The 18,185-nt window shown below is 71.1% G+C and carries 18 protein-coding genes; 10 read left to right on the plus strand and 8 right to left on the minus strand.

Annotated features, from left to right (window positions below):
• Positions 1-107: 107 nt before the first annotated feature.
• Genes VT52_RS15615 through VT52_RS15630 form a run of 4 tightly spaced genes read right to left on the minus strand, consistent with a single transcriptional unit; the run spans position 108 to position 3,688 of the window.
• Entirely contained in the window at positions 108-1,199 is a 1,092-nt protein-coding gene (locus VT52_RS15615; RefSeq protein WP_046417057.1) for an amidohydrolase family protein, read from the minus strand.
• A 17-nt stretch (positions 1,200-1,216) separates the two neighbouring features.
• On the minus strand, positions 1,217-2,011 hold the full coding sequence (locus VT52_RS15620; RefSeq protein WP_046417058.1) for an amino acid ABC transporter ATP-binding protein: 795 nt from the start codon (positions 2,009-2,011) through the stop codon (positions 1,217-1,219).
• Positions 2,008-2,841 carry an amino acid ABC transporter permease gene (locus VT52_RS15625; protein WP_046417060.1) on the minus strand — a complete coding sequence of 278 codons (834 nt, stop codon included), beginning with the start codon at positions 2,839-2,841 and terminating at the stop codon, positions 2,008-2,010. The genes VT52_RS15620 and VT52_RS15625 overlap by 4 nt, the downstream gene beginning before the upstream one ends.
• 4 nt (positions 2,842-2,845) lie before the next feature.
• Positions 2,846-3,688 carry a basic amino acid ABC transporter substrate-binding protein gene (locus VT52_RS15630; RefSeq protein ID WP_046417062.1) on the minus strand — a complete coding sequence of 281 codons (843 nt, stop codon included), beginning with the start codon at positions 3,686-3,688 and terminating at the stop codon, positions 2,846-2,848.
• Positions 3,689-3,846: 158 nt separating this feature from the next.
• Here VT52_RS15630 and VT52_RS15635 point away from each other — a divergent pair, with 158 nt between their 5' ends.
• The 8 genes from VT52_RS15635 to VT52_RS15670 all read left to right on the plus strand — a co-directional run bounded on the left by VT52_RS15635 (position 3,847) and on the right by VT52_RS15670 (position 12,286).
• Positions 3,847-4,947, plus strand: a complete 1,101-nt coding sequence (locus VT52_RS15635) for a pyridoxal-phosphate-dependent aminotransferase family protein (RefSeq protein WP_046417063.1) — start codon at positions 3,847-3,849, stop codon at positions 4,945-4,947.
• 356 nt (positions 4,948-5,303) lie between these two features.
• Positions 5,304-5,822, plus strand: a complete 519-nt coding sequence (ectA, locus tag VT52_RS15640; protein ID WP_046417064.1) for a diaminobutyrate acetyltransferase — start codon at positions 5,304-5,306, stop codon at positions 5,820-5,822.
• Between the two features lie 13 nt (positions 5,823-5,835).
• Entirely contained in the window at positions 5,836-7,107 is a 1,272-nt protein-coding gene (gene ectB / locus VT52_RS15645) for a diaminobutyrate--2-oxoglutarate transaminase (RefSeq protein WP_046417066.1), read from the plus strand.
• A 71-nt stretch (positions 7,108-7,178) separates the two neighbouring features.
• Complete coding sequence (locus VT52_RS15650; RefSeq protein WP_046417067.1) at positions 7,179-7,583, plus strand: ectoine synthase; 405 nt, start codon at positions 7,179-7,181, stop codon at positions 7,581-7,583.
• Between the two features lie 5 nt (positions 7,584-7,588).
• Positions 7,589-8,482, plus strand: a complete 894-nt coding sequence (gene thpD, locus VT52_RS15655; protein ID WP_046417069.1) for an ectoine hydroxylase — start codon at positions 7,589-7,591, stop codon at positions 8,480-8,482.
• Positions 8,483-8,760: 278 nt separating this feature from the next.
• Entirely contained in the window at positions 8,761-9,489 is a 729-nt protein-coding gene (locus VT52_RS15660; RefSeq protein WP_046417071.1) for a response regulator transcription factor, read from the plus strand.
• A 3-nt stretch (positions 9,490-9,492) separates the two neighbouring features.
• Complete coding sequence (locus tag VT52_RS15665) at positions 9,493-11,025, plus strand: sensor histidine kinase (protein ID WP_053055412.1); 1,533 nt, start codon at positions 9,493-9,495, stop codon at positions 11,023-11,025.
• A 298-nt stretch (positions 11,026-11,323) separates the two neighbouring features.
• The gene (locus VT52_RS15670; RefSeq protein WP_167377705.1) at positions 11,324-12,286 is read left to right on the plus strand and encodes a YHYH protein; all 963 of its coding nucleotides are present in this window, start codon (positions 11,324-11,326) and stop codon (positions 12,284-12,286) included.
• 127 nt (positions 12,287-12,413) lie between these two features.
• Here the strand turns inward: VT52_RS15670 and VT52_RS15675 are convergent, their stop codons facing one another.
• The 3 genes from VT52_RS15675 to VT52_RS15685 form a co-directional block, all read right to left on the minus strand.
• The gene (locus VT52_RS15675) at positions 12,414-13,463 is read right to left on the minus strand and encodes an aminotransferase class V-fold PLP-dependent enzyme (RefSeq protein WP_046417139.1); all 1,050 of its coding nucleotides are present in this window, start codon (positions 13,461-13,463) and stop codon (positions 12,414-12,416) included.
• A gap of 108 nt (positions 13,464-13,571) precedes the next feature.
• A complete protein-coding gene (locus VT52_RS15680; RefSeq protein ID WP_046417073.1) occupies positions 13,572-14,291 on the minus strand; it encodes a DsbA family oxidoreductase in 720 nt (239 codons plus the stop codon).
• 75 nt (positions 14,292-14,366) lie between these two features.
• Positions 14,367-14,870 carry a GNAT family N-acetyltransferase gene (locus VT52_RS15685; RefSeq protein WP_046417141.1) on the minus strand — a complete coding sequence of 168 codons (504 nt, stop codon included), beginning with the start codon at positions 14,868-14,870 and terminating at the stop codon, positions 14,367-14,369.
• A gap of 160 nt (positions 14,871-15,030) precedes the next feature.
• Between VT52_RS15685 and VT52_RS15690 the strand changes: the two genes are divergently transcribed.
• Complete coding sequence (locus VT52_RS15690) at positions 15,031-15,501, plus strand: GNAT family N-acetyltransferase (RefSeq protein ID WP_046417074.1); 471 nt, start codon at positions 15,031-15,033, stop codon at positions 15,499-15,501.
• A gap of 119 nt (positions 15,502-15,620) precedes the next feature.
• A complete protein-coding gene (locus VT52_RS15695; RefSeq protein WP_046417142.1) occupies positions 15,621-17,078 on the plus strand; it encodes a peptidoglycan D,D-transpeptidase FtsI family protein in 1,458 nt (485 codons plus the stop codon).
• Positions 17,079-17,204: 126 nt separating this feature from the next.
• On the opposite strand, the gene VT52_RS15700 is transcribed toward VT52_RS15695, so the two are convergent.
• On the minus strand, positions 17,205-18,002 hold the full coding sequence (locus tag VT52_RS15700) for an HAD family acid phosphatase (RefSeq protein WP_046417075.1): 798 nt from the start codon (positions 18,000-18,002) through the stop codon (positions 17,205-17,207).
• Positions 18,003-18,185: the final 183 nt, after the last annotated feature.

Here is an 18,185-nt window from a genome sequence, read left to right on the forward strand (position 1 = left end):
GAACGGTCAGCAAACCTCGGTCACTTCACTCAAACGTGGAAATTCCGCACGCCTCTTCGAATCACCAAGCACAGGCGTTCCCTCCCGCTCGCGCGGCGCCCGTGCTTCTATTCGACGATCCCCCCGTTCAGCACCACCCGGCGCGGCGCCGCCAGCACCCCCACATCGGCCCGGGGGTCCTCGTCGTACACCACGAGGTCCGCGGGGGCGCCCTCCTCCAGGCCGGGCCGCCCGAGCCACGCGCGCGCGGACCAGCTGGTCGCCCCGAGCGCCTCGACCGGCGGGATGCCCGCGGTGACCAGCTCGGCGACCTCCGCCGCGACCAGGCCGTGCGGCAGCGAACCGCCGGCGTCGGTGCCGACGAACACCGGGATGCCGGCGTCGTAGGCGGAGCGCACCGTGTCGTAGCGGCGCTCGTGCAGCCGGCGCATATGGGCCGACCAGCGGGGGAACCTGGCCTCGCCGCCGTCCGCGAGCCGCGGGAAGGTGGCGATGTTGACGAGGGTGGGGACGATGGCGACGCCCCGCTCGGCGAACAGCGGGATCAGGTCCTCGGTGAGGCCGGTGGCGTGCTCGATGCAGTCGATGCCCGACTCGACCAGGTCGCGCAGGGAGTTCTCGGCGAAGCAGTGCGCGGTGACCCGGGCGCCCAGCCGGTGGGCCTCGGCGATCGCGGCCCCGACCGCCTCGCGGGGCCAGCAGGGCGAGAGATCGCCGGCCTCGCGGTCGATCCAGTCGCCGACCAGCTTGACCCAGCCGTCGCCCCGCCGGGCCTCCTGGGCGACATAGGCGACGAGGTCGTCCGGCTCGATCTCCCAGGCGTAGTTGCGGATGTAGCGGCGGGTGCGCGCGATGTGCCGCCCGGCCCGGATGATCTTCGGGAGGTCGGCGCGGTCGTCGATCCAGCGGGTGTCGGAGGGCGAGCCCGCGTCCCGCATCAGCAGGGTGCCCGCCTCCCGGTCGGTCAGCGCCTGCTTCTCGGCGGTCTCCGCGTCGACCGGACCGTGCGCGTCGAGGCCCACATGGCAGTGGGCGTCGACGAGTCCGGGCAGCGCCCAGCCCGCCACGGTCCGGATGTCCCGGGCCCCGGCGGGGCGGTCGTACGACACCCGGCCGCCGACCACCCACAGTTCGTCGCGTACGTCCTGCGGTCCGACGAGGACCCTGCCCTTGACGTGCAGCACCGGCTGATCGCTCATACCGGCACCTTAGAGGGCTACGCCCGGTCGGGTCCCCCCGCCTCCGGAAGGCCCTCCTCCACCTCGGCCGTCGCCGGGTCGAGGAGGCGGGAGAGGAAGTGACGGGTGCGCTCGTGCCGCGGGGCGCCGATGACCTGCTCGGGGCGGCCCTCCTCCACGATCACCCCGCCGTCCATGAAGACGACCCGGTCGGCGACCTCGCGCGCGAAGCTCATCTCGTGGGTGACGACCATCATCGTCATGCCCTCCCGCGCGAGGGACCGCATGACCGCGAGGACGTCGCCGACCAGCTCCGGGTCGAGGGCCGAGGTCGGCTCGTCGAAGAGCATCACCTCGGGGTCCATGGCCAGCGCGCGGGCGATGGCCACGCGCTGCTGCTGGCCGCCGGAGAGGGCGGAGGGGTGGGCGTCCGCCTTCTCCGCGAGGCCCACCCGGGCCAGGTTCCCGGCGGCCACGCGCTCGGCCGCCGCTTTGTCGCGCCCGAGCACCCGGCGCTGCGGCAGCGTGAGGTTCTCGGTGACGCTGAGGTGCGGGAAGAGGTTGAACTGCTGGAAGACCATGCCGATCCGGCGGCGGACGGCGTCGATGTCGACGTCCGGGTCGGTGACCTCGGTGCCGCCGACGAAGACCTGCCCCTCGGTGGGCTCCTCCAGCAGGTTCACACAGCGCAGCAGCGTGGACTTGCCGGAGCCGGACGGGCCGATGACGCAGACGACCTCGCCCTGGGCGATCTCCAGGTCGATGCCGCGCAGCACGTGGTTGTCGCCGAAGGACTTGTGCAGCCCCTGGACGCGGATCTCGGGGCTGGTCACCTGATCTCCCTGAGGGCCTTGGTTTCCATACGGCGTACGACGAGGCTGAGCGGGATGGTGATCAGCAGATAGCACAGGCCCGCCACCAGGATCGGCGTGGAGTTGGCGGTCTGGCTGGCCAGGTCGTTGCCGAACTTGGACAGTTCGCGCTGTTCCAGGGTGACCCCGAGGAACAGCACCAGCGAGGAGTCCTTGAAGAGCAGGACGAGTTCGTTGGTCAGCGGCGGCAGGATGATGCGGAAGGCCTGCGGCAGGATGATCGAGACCATGGCCCGCGCGGGCGAGAACCCGAGCGAACGGGCCGCCTCCATCTGCCCCTTGGGCACCGCCTGGATGCCGGCGCGGATGGTCTCGGCCATGTAGGCGGCGGAGACCAGACCGAGGGCGACGGCGACCTTGCCGTAGGTGCCGCCCGGGTACTGCACGGTCGGGAAGGCCAGCGGCACACCGACGCCGACGAAGATGAAGATCAGCAGTGCGGGCAGGCCGCGGAAGATCTCGACGTAGATGCCGGCGAGCCAGCGGTAGGGGCCCACGGAGGACAGCCGCATCAGGGCGATGACCACGCCGAGGGCCAGGCCGACGACGAACCCGGACAGCGTGTACAGCACGGTGTTCTTCAGGGCGACCGTGATGAGGTCCGGGAACAGCTGCCTGGCGATCTCCGGCTGCGCGAACTGGTTCTGGAGCCGCCCCCAGTCCGCGGTGAGCGCGAAGGCGATCACCGCGGCGGCGAGGACGGCGTACTGGGCGCCGCGCGAGAGCCTGCGCTTCTGCGTGCGCGTCAGCCCCGTGCGCTTCGGCTGGACGCCGGTGTCCGTGTCGGCCATGGGGTCAGGAACCCGCCGGGGAGGCGACGGAGGAGTCGTACGGGCCGATCCACTTCTCGTAGATCTTCTTGTAGGTGCCGTCGGCCTTGGCGTCCTCCAGGGCCTTGTCGATGGCCTTCAGCAGGGGCTTGTTGCCCTTCTTGACCGTGAAGCCGTACTGCTCGCCGGTCTTCAGGTTGTCGACCACCTTGAACCTGGCCGCCGTGGCCTTGTCCTTCAGCCAGCCCTGGACCACCGGGTAGTCGATGACGACGGCCTGGACCTGGCCGGTGCGCAGGCCGTTGAGGACGGCGTCGGAGGAGGCGAAGGAGACCGGGTCCAGGCCCTTCTGCTTGGCGAAGTCCTCACCGGTGGTCTGCGCCTGGGCGCCGACCTTCCTGCCCTTGGCGGCGGCGAGCGAGTCGATCCCGCTGCCCTTGGCGACCAGCACGGCCTGGGTGGCCTCGAAGTACGGGTCGGAGAAGTCGACGTTCTTCGCGCGCTCGGGGGTGATCGTCATGCCGGCGGCGGCCAGGTCGCACTGGCCGGAGTTCAGGAAGGCGCCGGTCTTGAAGTTCTCGAACGGCGTGTCCACGATCTGCTGCTTGACGCCGAGGTCCTTGGCGACGAGGTCGATCAGGGAGACGTCGAAGCCCTGCACCTTGCCGTCGACCACCGACTGGAACGGCGGGTAGGGCAGGTGGGTGCAGGTGGTGAGCTTTCCGGCGTTGGCGAGGTGGACACCGCCCGCCACCGTCTGACCGCTCCCCGAGCCGCCGGAGGAGCAGCCCGCCACGACGAGCACGAGGCCCGCGGTCGCGGTGGTGGCGGCCAGCAGGCGGGTCCGGCGTCCGAAGGGCGTTTTCATGGGGGAATCTCCTGAGCAGGGAAAGGCAGGTTCCGATTATAAGGAAATGTTTGGGTATCTCAAACCAAACCCATGGCCTCGGGGAGCCTGGACCTAGGATCGGGGGGAGCAGACCGCCGTGAGCCCTGCGAACCTCCCGACGAAGAGAGAGCACCGCCGTGACGCACCCCCTCCTCGACCTGCCCCCGCTGACCGCGCGGCGCTTCGCCGCGATCGAGGACCGGGTGGCCCGGCTGCTGGACACCCGGCAGGACGTACTCATCACCCAGGGCGAGGCGCTGCTGCCGCTGGAGGGCGCGATACGCGCCGCCGCCGGTCCGGGCACGGTGGCGCTGAACGTGATCACCGGCCCCTACGGGCAGACCTTCGGCGACTGGCTGCGGGACGCCGGCGCGACCGTGCACGACATCTCGGTCCCCTTCCACACGGCGGTGCGGGCGGAGCAGATCCGTGCCGCGTTCGCCGAGCACCCGGAGATCGACTTCGTCTCGCTGGTGCACGCGGAGGCGGCGACCGGCAACACCAACCCGGTCGCGGAGATCGGCGAGGCGGTGCGGGAGCAGGGCGCGCTGTTCTATCTGGACGCGGTCGCCTCGGTGGGCGCCGAGCCGGTGCTGCCGGACGCGTGGGGCGTGGACCTGTGCGTGATCGGCGCGCAGAAGGCGATGGGCGGCCCGGCGGGCGTGTCGGCGATCTCGGTGAGCGAGCGGGCCTGGGCCCGGATGGCGGCGAACCCCGACGCGCCGCGCCGCTCCTACCTCTCCCTGCTGGACTGGAAGGAGCGCTGGCTGGACGCCGGCCGCAGGATGCTGCCGCACGCCCCGGCGCAGCTGGAGATGCTGGCGCTGGACGCCTGCCTGGAGCGGATCGAGGCGGACGGCCTGGACGCGGTGACGGCCCGCCACCGCCGCGCGGCCGAGGCCACCCGGGCGGGCGCGTCGGCCCTGGGCGGCGGCCTGGAGCCGTACGTCCACGACGCCGCGGACGCCGCCCCGGTCGCCACCACCCTGCGCGTCCCCCCGTCGCTCGTGGCCCGCGACCTGGTCGCCGCCGCGCTGGCCGCCGGCCCCGCCCTCCCGCTGGCCGCGGGCGGCGGCGCCCTGGCCGCGGAGATGATCCGGGTCAACCACTACGGCCCGGACGCCACCGAGTCCGCCGTCCAGGACTCGCTCGCCGCCCTGGGCGCCGCCCTCGCCGCACAGGGCGCGGCGGTGGACCCGGAGGCCGCGCGGCAGGCAGTGGAGCGGGCCTGGCGGTAACCGCCGGGGACCGGTGAGCACGAGTACGGCCCGCGCGACGGAAGACGCGCGGGCATTCTCCGTGAACGAACAGACGGCACCGGCCGAGCTCGAATTCAATTCGGTTCTATAATTCCCGCTAATTCTTGCCTATTCCCGTAGGTAGCTTCCCATACTCTTCTGCCCGCTTTCCGCAGTGCTAAACCGGCCAGTTTTCCAGGAGATTTCCGAAGGTTTCCAGGGTGTGACACACCCCACAATGAGGGGATTTTGCCCCACTTTGCCGTAGGGCAAAAGGTACATTTCACGCTTCGCTCCAAGTGGCGCCGCACCCATGGTCGTGCATTTTTTAATTCGCATCGCTAAATTCGTGCCGCATGACCGCCGCACCCGCAGACCTGCTCATAGACCGACCGGCCACGGCCGACGGCGCCGCGCTCTGGCGTCTGGCCAAGGACTCGAAAACGCTCGATCTGAACTCGTCCTACAGCTATCTGCTGTGGTGCCGGGATTTCGCCGGCACCTCGGCGGTGGCGCGCGGTGCGGACGGCACACCCGTCGGATTCATCACCGGGTACGTGCGGCCCGACCGCCCGGACACCCTGCTCGTCTGGCAGGTCGCCGTGGACTCCGCCCACCGAGGCCGCGGCATCGCCGCCGCCCTGCTGGACGGACTGACCGCGCGGCTCGCCGCCGAGCACGGGGTCACCCGCGTCGAGACCACCATCACGCCCGGCAACACCGCCTCCGAGCGGCTGTTCACCTCGTTCGCCGAGCGGCACGGCGCGCACCTCACCCGCGAGGTGCTGTTCCCCGCCGAGCTGTTCCCGGACGGCCCGCACGACTCCGAATTCCTCTACCGCATCGGCCCGTTGACCGATTCCCACGCCCACTGAGGAGCGAATCACAGTGACCATCACCCAGCCCGACCTCAGCGTCTTCGAGACCGTCGAGTCCGAGGTGCGCAGCTACTGCCGCGGCTGGCCCACCGTGTTCGACCGCGCGCAGGGCAGCCGGATGTACGACGAGGACGGCCACGCGTACCTCGACTTCTTCGCCGGCGCCGGATCGCTCAACTACGGCCACAACAACCCGGTACTCAAGAGGGCACTGATCGACTACCTGTCCCGGGACGGGGTCACTCACGGCCTGGACATGTCGACCACGGCCAAACGCTCCTTCCTCCAGACCTTCCAGGACCTGGTGCTGCGCCCGCGCGACCTGCCGTACAAGGTCATGTTCCCGGGCCCGACGGGCACCAACGCCGTGGAGTCGGCGCTGAAGCTGGCCCGGAAGGTGAAGGGCCGCGAGGCCATCGTGTCCTTCACCAACGCCTTCCACGGCATGTCCCTGGGCTCGCTCGCGGTGACCGGCAACGCCTTCAAACGGGCCGGCGCCGGCGTCCCGCTGGTGCACGGCACCCCGATGCCGTTCGACAACTACTTCGACGGCACCGTCCCGGACTTCCTGTGGTTCGAGCGGCTCCTGGAGGACCAGGGCTCCGGTCTGAACAAGCCCGCCGCCGTGATCGTGGAGACCGTGCAGGGCGAGGGCGGCATCAACGTGGCCCGGCCCGAGTGGCTGCGCGCGCTCAAGGAGCTGTGCGAGCGGCAGGACATGCTGCTGATCGTCGACGACATCCAGATGGGCTGCGGCCGCACCGGTGCCTTCTTCTCGTTCGAGGAGTCCGGCATCACGCCCGACATCGTCACGGTGTCGAAGTCCATCAGCGGCTACGGCCTGCCGATGTCGCTGTGCCTGCTCCGGCCCGAGCTGGACGTCTGGGAGCCGGGCGAGCACAACGGCACCTTCCGCGGCAACAACCCCGCGTTCGTCACCGCCGCCGCGGCCCTGGAGGCGTACTGGACCGACGGCTCGGCCATGGAGAAGCAGACCCGTGCCCGCGGCGAGCAGGTCGAGCAGGCGCTGATCTCCATCACCGAGGAGAACCTCGCCGACGTCAAGGAGTACCGCGGGCGCGGTCTGGTGTGGGGCATGGAGTTCCACGACAAGGACCGTGCCGGGCGCATCGCGCGGCGGGCCTTCGAACTGGGTCTGCTCATCGAGACCTCGGGGCCGGAGAGCGAGGTCGTCAAGCTGCTGCCGGCCCTGACCATCACCCCCGACGAGCTGGACGAGGGCCTGAGCATCCTCGCCCGCGCCGTCCGGGAAACCGTCTGACCGAATCCGTCTGACCAAAACCGTCCGACGCAACGTCTGACCGCAACGTCCGACCAGGAGGAAGCACCACCGTGATCGTCCGATCGTTCAAGGACATCGAAGGCACCGACCGGCACGTCAAGTCGAAGTCGGGCACCTGGGAGAGCAAGCGCATCGTCCTGGCCAAGGAGCGGGTCGGCTTCTCCGTGCACGAGACCATCCTGTACGCGGGGACCGAGACGCAGATGTGGTACGCCAACCACGTCGAGGCCGTCGTCTGCACCAGGGGCGAGGCCGAGCTGACCGACCGCGAGACCGGGAAGACGTACACCATCACGCCCGGCACCATGTACCTCCTGGACGGTCACGAGCGGCACACACTGCGGGTCAAGGAGGACTTCCACTGCATCTGCGTGTTCAACCCGCCCGTCACCGGGCGGGAGGACCACGACGAGAACGGCGTCTACCCGCTGCTCACCGAGCCCGAGGAGGTCTGAGGAACATGACCACCGCCACCGTGAAGGACCTCTACCCGACCCGTGGTGCCACCGAGGTGACCGTCCCCCGCCAGGACCCGGTCGTCTGGGGCTCGCCCGACACACCGGGACCGATCGAGGCGGGCGATCTCCAGGCGTTCGAGCGTGACGGCTTCCTCGCCGTCGACCAGCTGATCGGACCCGCCGAGGTCGAGATCTACCGGCAGGAGCTGGACCGGCTGGTAGCCGACCCGGCGATCCGCTTCGACGAGCGCTCCATCGTGGAGCCGTCGTCCCAGGAGATCCGCTCGGTCTTCGAGGTGCACCGGATCAGCGAGGTGTTCGCCAAGCTGGTGCACGACGAGCGCGTGGTCGGCCGGGCCCGCCAGATCCTCGGTTCGGACGTGTACGTCCACCAGTCGCGGATCAACGTCAAGCCGGGCTTCGGCGCGAGCGGCTTCTACTGGCACTCGGACTTCGAGACCTGGCACGCCGAGGACGGTCTGCCGAACATGCGCACGGTGTCCGTCTCGATCGCGCTGACCGAGAACCACGACACCAACGGCGGCCTGATGATCATGCCGGGCTCGCACCGGACGTTCCTGGGCTGCGCGGGCGAGACGCCCAAGGACAACTACAAGAAGTCGCTCCAGATGCAGGACGCGGGCACCCCGTCCGACGAGGCGCTGACCGAGCTGGCGGGTGAGTACGGCATCAAGCTGTTCACCGGCAAGCCGGGCTCGGCCACCTGGTTCGACTGCAACTGCATGCACGGCTCCGGGGACAACATCACGCCGTTCCCCCGCAGCAACGTCTTCATCGTGTTCAACAGCGTGGAGAACACGGCGGTGGAGCCGTTCGCGGCACCGATCCGCCGGCCCGAGTTCGTCGGGGCTCGGGACTTCACCCCGGTCCGGTGAGCCCGCACCTGGGCTGACCAGGAAAAACGGAGCCGCATGCCGGGCCTGTGAGGCGGTGTGGGACTGCCCCTCGGGCCGGGCATGCAAGCTCCCGCAACACAGTCGGACCCGCCTCCCTGGGAAGGGCGGCGGGTCCGACCGCGTCCGGCTGTCACCGGCCTTCCGCGGGTGTCCACGGGCAATACGCGGGCAAGTTCTGCGGGCACTCGGGCGGCGCCCGCGAGGCGGTGGGTCTCCTCCAGCCGCCGCTCACAGGTCCCCCTCCTACCATCCCGCGCATGAAGGTGACGACCTCGGGGACGAACGCCCGGCCTCCACGTGCCCGGATCCTCCTCGTCGAAGACGACGAACCCTTGGCCGAGCTGCTGGAGGCTGCTCTGCGGCACGAGGGGTACGACATCGTCACCATGTCGAGCGGCCGCGAGTGCCTGTCCGTCGGCCCGGACCCCGAGTGCGATCTGCTGATCCTCGATGTCACCCTGCCCGACCTCGACGGGTTCGAGGTGTGCGGGCGGCTGCGCAGGGCCGGATGCGAGCTGCCGGTCATCTTCCTCACCGCGCGGGACAGCCGTGCCGATCTGCGCACCGGGTTCGCCCAGGGCTGTGACGACTACCTGACGAAACCCTTCAGCCTGGAGGAGCTGACCCTGCGGATCGCCGCCGTACTGCGCCGCAGCCGACGGACCGGGTCGGAGGACCGGGCGTTGCGCTTCGCTGATCTCGTCCTGGACGACCGGGCCCACCTGGTGACCCGGGGTGGGACGGAGGTCGTCCTGTCCCCGACCGAGTACCGGGTTCTGCGGTACCTGCTCCACAGGAGCGGCCAGGTCCTCTCGAAGGCGCAGATCATCGAGGCCGTCTGGGGGCACGCCGACGGCGGACGCGGCGACGGCAACATGGTCGAGGTGCACATCAGCCAGCTGCGCAGGAAGATCGACGCGCACGGCCCGGCCCTCATCCACACGGTACGCGGCTTCGGCTACGTGCTGCGGGTGGAAGGGGACTGAGACATGCGGCTGCGAGCGCGTCTCGCCCTCCTGGTGGCCGCCCTGCTCACCGGCGCGGTCGCGATCCTGGGCGGTGGCACCCTGTGGTGGACCCGCTCCCACCTCGTCCACGAGGCCGACACCCGGCTGCTGCGCGCCCGCGCCGAGCCGCAGCCTGGCCGGTACGGCGTCCCCGCCGACCGGGCCCAGCCCCCGGCCCGGCAGGTCGCCCTGTTGCGGTACGGCGCGCGCGGACGCCTCGAGGAGGCCACGCCCTCGGACCTGACCGGGGATCCGGATTCCCTGCCGGATGTCCCCTGGAGGAGCGCGCTGGCCGGTAGCCGGGACGGCGCCATCAGGACCGCGCAGAGCGTGGACGGGACACTGCGGTACCACTGGACCGCCGTCCGCCGGCCCGACGGCGGGGTGACCGTCTTCGCCGTGTCGTTGGGCTCGGTGGCGCAGACGACGAGCCTGCTGCTGTGGAGCCTGGTACTCGGTGGTGGCGCCGTCGCGGCCTTCGGCGGTGGCATGGGCTGGTGGGTGATGCGCAGGGAACTGCGCCCTCTGGACGATCTGGTGCACGCCACGGAGGCGGTGGCCGCCGGTGACCTGACACGCCGCACCGCGACCACCGGGCCCGCGTCCCCCCGCTCCCCCCGCGATGAGATCGGTCGGCTGACCACGGGCTTCGATCATATGATCACCCAGCTCGAGGCGTCCCTCGCCGCCCGCGAAGCCGCCCGGCTCAGGCTGGAGCAGTTCGTCGCCGACGCCTCCCACGAACTGCGTACGCCCCTCGCGCTCGTCCGCGGCTACGCCGAGCTCCACGGACGCGGAGGGCTGCCGCCCGGCCCCCGGCTCGAACGGGCCATGGCGCGGATCGCCTCGGAAACGGAGCGGATGACCGGGCTGGTGGAGGACCTGCTGCTCCTGGCGCGGCTCGATCACGAAGCCACGGGCGCGGAAACGGCCACGGATTCGGCCACCGGCGCAGACGCGGACTCCGGCCGGGGCGAGGGCGGGGTGCTCGCCACCTCCATCGACCTGACCGAGGTCCTCGCCGAGGCGGTCGAGGAGCACCGCACGTTCGGCCCCGCCCACCCCGTCGAGCTGGATCTCCCGGACAGCCCCACGACCGTCCGGGCGAACCGGCTGCGCCTGCGGCAGATCCTCGGGAACCTGCTGGCGAACGTGCGTAACCACACCCCGCCCGGCACCTCTACCCGGATCACCGCCGAGGCGGTCGGCCCCGTGGTCGAGATCCGGGTGGCCGACCACGGCCCCGGGATCGCGGCAGCGGACCGCCCCTATGTGTTCGACCGCTTCTTCCGCCCCGCCGGGTCCCGTGCGCGTACGCGAGCGGGTTCGGGACTCGGTCTCGCCATCGTGGCGGCGCTGGTGAACAGCTGTGACGGGACGGTGTCCGCGCTGGAGACCCCGGGAGGCGGCGCCACCTTCCTGGTGCGCCTGCCCCGAGATCCGCGGGAGCGGGGCGCGCGCGAGGTTTCAGCCAACCTTCAGGAAAGCTTCAGCGCCCCGCGCTCCTGGGACTGACAGCGTGCTGGATCAGCGGACTGGCAGAGCCTGGGGCTTTGGCGGTCGGTACGTGTTGTCGCCGGGACGGCGACGGCGTTGCCCCGCCTTCCCCGAGCAAAGGAGCAGCGGAACAGTGACAGCGAAAGCGGCAGTGACCCACAAGGCCCGACGGCCCCGCGGCGCTGTCCTGACGAGATCCCGCAGGTTCGCGCTGCGCGGGCTCGCCCTGGCGGGCAGCGCGGTGCTGATGGCGGCCTGTGGGCCTGGGGCCGCCACCGACTCGGTTGGCCGGCGGTCCGCCGCGCCGGGGCAGTCCGTGAGCCCGGCGCCCTCGGTGCCCGGTGGAGCCGTCCCCGCGGCCTGGTCCGGGGTCACCGACCCCAAGAAGATCCCGCTCGGCGACGACAAGGTCGCGACCTCCCCGCAGACCGGCTACATCGACTCGTGCACGACCTCCTTCCGGGGCGGTGGAGCACGCCATGACGGCCCCTGGCTCGACACCGCGGACAAGACCTGGGACTCCACCGCGAAGGTGAGCGTTCAGGGCTCGCACAGCTGGCCGGACGCCGACTACACCGAGACCGTCCAGGGCGATTCCCGGGTCATCACCTCGCACGACCTGCCGACCCACCAGACCACCGGCACCTTCCCCATCGCGCAGTCCGACCCCGCCTATCAGTACGACACCAACCCCAACGCCATCAAGTCGCAGACCGTCAGCCTCAGCCTGCCGCTCGCCCCGAGCCTCGCCGACGGCCCCACCTGCGTCTCCATGGGGGCGATCGGTGTGCTGAAGAACGGGGTCTACCTCTACAACGCCATCGACGACGCAGGACGGGACGCGGCGGCCCACGAAACCCAGGACTCGTGCGACGGGCATCCTGACGGCGCGGAGGACTACCACTACCACGACATCCCGTCCTGTCTGCTCTCCGCGGCCGCCGGCAAGGGATCGACGCTCGTCGGGTACGCGCTGGACGGCTTCGGTATCTACGTCGAGCGGGACGACAAGGGCGACCTTCCGACCAACGCCGACCTCGACGCGTGCCACGGGCGTACGAGCAAGGTGGTGTGGAACGGCAAGGAGACGACGGTGTACCACTACGACGCCACTCTGGAGTTTCCGTACACCGTCGGCTGCTACCGCGGCACACCGGTCGACCACCCGGCGCATCAGCGCACCGGGGGCAGCCAGAAGCGCGCCGGTGGTCAGGGAACGGGCCGGCGCCCGGGGCCGGGCCAGGGACAAGGCCGGGCCCTGGGACAGGGTCAGGGCTGAGGGAGCCGGGAACCGCCGCCGGAGCCGTTCGATCTCGGCCTGCAGGCGCCTTCGATCACCGGGCCGGGGCCTCCACGTGTGGGACGGGAGGCCCCGGCCCGGTCATGTGCCGGCCCCGACCGGCCCGTCAGTCCAGCGCGTCGAGCAGCCGGTCCACGTCCGCCGCCGTGTTGTAGAGGTGGAAGGACGCGCGCAGGTTGCCCGCCCGGTCGGACACCTGGATGCCGGCGCGGCTCAACTCCGCCTGCTTCGAGCCGAGTCCGGGCACGGAGACGATGGCCGAGCCGGGCGCGGGCAGCGGCTCGTGCCCCAGCCGGGCGAGCCCGCGCGTGAAGCGGTCGGCGAGCGCCAGGTCGTGCGCGTGTACGGCGGCCACGCCCAGCTCCTCGATCAGCGTGAGCGAGGAGTGGACCCCGCTGTAGGTGAACAGGCCGGGACTGACGTCGAACCGGCGCGCGCTGCGGGCGAGTTCGGCGACCGGTCCGTAGCAGCTGTCCCAGGGGTGCTCGGCCGCGACCCAGCCGGCGAGCAGCGGGGTCAGCTCGCCGAGGTCCTCGGGGACGACGAGGAAGGCGGCGCCGTGCGGGCCGAGCAGCCACTTGAAGGTGGTGGCGACGGTGTAGTCGTAGCCGTCCGCGTCGATCGGCAGCCAGCCGGCGGCCTGCGAGAAGTCGACGTAGGTGCGCGCGCCGTGGGCGCGGGCCGCCTCGCGCAGTGCGGGCAGATCGGCGATCCGGCCGTCGGCGGACTGCGCGGCGCTGACCGCGACCAGCGCCGTGCCGGGGCGCACGGACTCGGCGAGCCGCTCCAGGGGTACGGCGCGCACCTTGAGGTCACCGCGCACATGGAAGGGGTTCACCACGGAGGTGAAGTCGTCCTCGGCGGTGAGGATTTCGGCGCCCGCGGGCAGGGAGGCCGCGATCAGACCGGTCTGCGCCGCGACCGAGGGGCCGGCCGCCACCCGGCTCGCCGGGACCCCGGCCAGGCGGGCGAAGGCGGCGCGGGCGCGCTCGACGTCCTCGAACAGCGGGTCCAGCGGCCGGCCCGCGGCCCGGATCGCCGTCGCCTCCTGGAGCGCGGCGAGGGTACGGGCCGGGAGCAGGCCGCTGGTCGCGGTGTTCAGATAGGTGTTCTCCGGACGGAACTCGGCGCGGACGAGGCTCTCGAAGGTCTCCATGAGGCCACTGTGCGGGCCGGCGAGGCCCCCGTCCATCGCGCGTTTCCACGGGGACACGCCAAGGGATTCTTATACGACCGCACCGACCTGGGGGTTTCCCCCGGACCGTCAGTCCCTCGGCGGCACCGCGCACCCGTCCGGCCCGCAGGCCGCGGCCCCGTCCCGGCCGACCGGCTCCAGCGGAGCGCGCTCGCCCCAGGCCCGGTCGAGCGCCTGGGTGAAGACCTCGGCGGGCTGGGCGCCGGAGACGCCGTACTTGCGGTCGAGCACGAAAAGGGGGACACCGTTCGCACCCAGCTCGGCGGCCTCGCGCTCGTCCTCGCGCACCGCGTCGGCGTACGCCTCCGGGTCGGCGAGCACCGCGCGCGCCTCGGCCGCGTCCAGCCCGGCTCCGGTGGCCAGCTCGACCAGCCGCTCGTCGCCCTCGGCGAAGACGGACCGCTCCTCGGCGAAGTTGGCCCGGTACAGGGCCTGGATCAGCTCGTCCTGCCGGCCGCGGTCCTTGGCCAGGTGCAGCAGGCGGTGCATGTCGAAGGTGTTGCCGTGGTCGCGGCCCCGGGTGCGGTAGTCCAGGCCCTCGGCGGCGGCCTGGGCGCCCAGGTTGTCCTCCCCGGCCTCGGCCTGCGCCTCGGTCATGCCGTACTTCCTGGTCAGCATGGTGAGCACGGACTCGACATCGCCCTTGGCGCGGCCGGGGTCCAGTTCGAAGGAGCGGTGGACCACCTCGACGTCCTCGCGGTGCGGGAAGGCGGCGAGCGCCTTCTCGAAGCGGGCCTTGCCCACATAGCACCAGGGGCAGGCGATGTCGCTCCAGATCTCGACGCGCATGTCTTCGGCTCTTTCCGGGTCGTACGGGTGCGGAGACGATCTCCGCCGAGTACGTGAACGTTCAAATGCCCCCGGTCATTCCCCCTGCGGCACGGCGTACCGCAGGAACAGGTGGTGGTCCCCCGGCGCGGGCGGGTTCCCGGGGTCCGGTACCCAGCCCATCCGGGTGTAGAAGCGCTGGGCCCGCAGGTTGTCCACGTGCACGTCGAGCACCGCCGTGCGCCGCCCGGCCGCCCGCCACTCCGCCACGCAGGCCGCGTGCAGGGCCGTGCCGATGCCGCTTTGCCAGTGGTCCGGGTCGACGTGGAACTGGAACAGCTTGACGGTGTCCGCGCCGGCTCCGTCCGGTGTCCGGAAGGAGGCCACCCCGGCCGGCCGGCCCTCCCGGACGGCGCACAGCACCCGCCCGTCGGCCCGCTCGATGGACCCCCGCCACGCCTCGGTCCAGTCGTACTCCGCCTGCGGCACACCGTCCGGGTAGTACGTCGAGCGCGCGCGCAGGTGCAGCTCGGCGATCGTCCCGGCCTCGGCGGGCAGCGCGGTGCGGATCTCCAGGGTGCTTCCGGGTTCACTGATCATGGGACGGAGGACGCCGCGCCCGTGCCGCCGGTTCCCGGTGTTCTTCACACCGGACACCGTCCACGAGGCCGGACGTTCCGCCCGGAGGCGGCGGCTCCCGGGGCCTCGCCGACGCGACGGGGGACGGCGCGGCGGTCGTACCGTCGTAGTCTCGGGCCCCATGGAGATCGCGCTGCGGACCGTCCGCGACGAGGACCTGCCGTTGTTCTTCCGGCAGATGACCGACCCGGTGGCCCTGCGGATGGCCGCGTTCGGCCCCCAGGACCCGGCCGACCGGGACGCCTTCGAGGCCCGTCTCAGACGGATCCGCGCCTCCCGTGACGTGCTGCGCACGGTGGTGGCCGACGGGCGGGTGGCCGGCAGCGCGGCGGTCTACGGGGAGCCCGGTGAGCGCGAGGTGACGTACTGGATCGACCGCGCCTACTGGGGCCGGGGCGTGGCGACGGCCGCGCTGCGCGCCCTACTCGCCGAGGTCCCCGAGCGGCCGCTGTACGCGCGGGCGGCGGCCGACAACACCGCCTCGCTGCGGGTCCTGGCCAAGTGCGGATTCCGCGAGTCCGTCCGGGCCCGGGGCTTCGCCAACGGCCGGGGCGAGGAGATCGAGGAGGTCGTGCTCGTCCTGGACGCATGAGCCACAGGCGCATGAGAACGGGATGAACAGGTGTGCTCGGGATGAACGGGACATGAGAAATCCCGGCAGGAGGGAACGTCGGCGCCCCTCCCGGACGTCTTCCGTGCGGGATGAACGGGATGAACAAGACGATCAGGCGAGCGTCCGTCTTCTCGCTGCTGCTCGTGATCGCCCTGCTGGCCAGGGCGACCTGGGTGCAGTTCTACGACGGACAGGCCCTCGCGGACGACACGAACAACCGGCGCAACGCGATCGAGACGTACTCGCAGCCGCTCGGGAACATCATCGTGGCCGGGAACGCCATCACCGGCTCGGCCCGGACCAAGGGAGGCGACCTCGCCTACAAGCGCACGTACAAGGACGGCAAGCTGTACGCGGCGGTGACCGGTTACGCCTCGCAGGCGTACGCGCCCACACAGCTGGAGGGCATCTACACGGATCTGCTCAACGGCACCGACCCGGGCCTGAAGACGGTGATGGACACCCTCACCGGCGAGCGGGCCGACCCCGGCGACGTGGTCACCACCATCGACCCGGCGGTGCAGAAGGCCGCCTACGACGCGCTCGGCGACAAGAAGGGCGGGGCCGTCGCCATCGACCCGAAGACCGGCCGCATCCTGGCCGCCGTGTCGACACCGTCGTACGACCCCTCGGCCCTCACCGACGCCAACACGGCCGGCTCCGCCTGGCAGCGGCTCAACGCGGACCCGGACAAGCCGATGACCAACCGCGCGCTGCGCCAGCCGCTGCCGCCCGGCTCCACGTTCAAGCTGGTCGTGGCCTCGGCCGCGCTGGAGAGCGGGCTGTACAAGAACGTGGACCAGCACACCGACAGCCCCGACCCGTACCGGCTGCCGGGCACGGTGACCGACCTGGCCAACGAGAACCCCTCGGCGCCCTGCCGCAACGCCCCGATCCGGGTGGCGCTCCAGTACTCCTGCAACAACGTCTTCGCCAAGATGGCCGTCGACCTCGGCCAGGACAAGGTGCGGGCCATGGCGGAGAAGTACGGCTTCAACGACGACCACCAGGACGTGCCGGTGCGTGCCTACCCCAGCGTCTACCCGAAGGACATGAACAAGTCCTCGACCGCGCTGACCGGCATCGGCCAGTACGACGTCACCGCGACCCCGCTCCAGATGGCCATGGTGTCCGCGGCGATCGCGAACGGCGGCGAGCTGCCCTCGCCGCACATGGTGTCCCGGACCGTGGACAGCGCCGGTGACGTGGTGCACGACTACGACGGCGACACCGGCAGCAAGCGGATCATCAGCGCCGGGACCGCGGCCCAGCTCCGGTCCGCCATGGAGACCGTGGTCAAGGACGGCACCGGCACCAACGCGCTGATCGACGGCGTGACCGTCGGCGGCAAGACCGGTACCGCGCAGCACGGCGAGAACAACAGCAAGACGCCGTACGCCTGGTTCACCTCGTTCGGCAAGTCCGACAGCACCGGCAAGGAGGTGGCCGTGGCCGTGATGGTCGAGCAGTCGGACGCGGCGCGCTCGGAGGTCAGCGGCAACGGGCTGGCGGCACCGGTGGCGCGGGCCATGATGGCGGCGGCGCTGAAGAAGTGACGCGGGCGCGCCGCCGGCCGCCGGGAACCACCGCGCCCCCGCCACGGCGCCGCGACAGCGGCGGCCGGTGGCGGGGGCGCCGGACGTCAGCGGGGCCCGCGGGGCCCCGGAACGCGCCGGGAGACCTCAGCCGACGAAGTACGTCGGGTTCGGCAGCTTGTACGTACGGCCGGAGTAGCCGCCGTCCAGGTCCGAGTACTGGTCGCCGAAGTCGGCGATGATCCGGTAACCGAGGTCGTTCTCGATGTGCTCGCGGGTACCGGCCTTGTACTGGACGGTCGTGCACTTCCAGGCACCCGGGGTGGCGCAGTCCTGGAGGTAGGCCGGCGGGTTGGCGGTGTCCTTGAGGAACATGTGGCCGGCGTCCAGGTTGACGTCGGCGCCGACCTTCTTCAGGTTGGCGACCGCGGCATCGCGCTGCGCCTCGGTGAGGCCCGAGTTGTAGAAGACCGTGACGCCCTTGGACTGGGCGTAGCGGACCAGCTCGGGGCTGCCGAAGACGGCGGGACGGTTGGCCTGGCTGACGTAGTCGTTCCAGGTGGCCGAGCTGTAGCTGTAGTTGTTGCGCTTCTCGTAGTCGAGGCTCAGCAGCAGCGTGTCGTCGATGTCGAACATGACGGCGGGCTTGCGGTGGTGCGCGCGCGAGGTACGGGCGGCCCGGTCGATGTACTTCTTGGCGTCCTTGTCGATCCGCGCCAGGTCCTTGGCGTACGGGCTGGTCGGCGACGCCTGGTAGACGCCGTCGCTGTCGACGGTGGTGCCGTAGTAGGTGTCGATGTCCTTCGTCAGGAGCCCTATGTTGTAGGGCTCGTGGGTGGAGTTGGCCGTCGACTGACCGGCCGTGGCCGCGCCCGCGCCGTACAGGGCGGCACCGGCGACGACGCAGGCGGCGCCGGCGGCGGCCGCTCTGAGGGACTTCCGCATGGATTCTCCGGATCTGGTGGCTAGAGTGAGTGACCAGGTCACGGATTGTCTACGCGCATAACAAGCGGTACCGCGAGCCCTGTTATCCGATCGATACGGACGTCTTTTTCCGGCCATGTCCGAGCGGCCCACCGGAACTCCGCGTTCCGGCGTGGGAATTCGGGCCTGCCCGGATGCCGCCGG

The sequence above is a fragment of the Streptomyces malaysiense genome (assembly GCF_000980885.2).
Taxonomy (GTDB): Bacteria; Actinomycetota; Actinomycetes; order Streptomycetales; family Streptomycetaceae; genus Streptomyces; species Streptomyces malaysiense.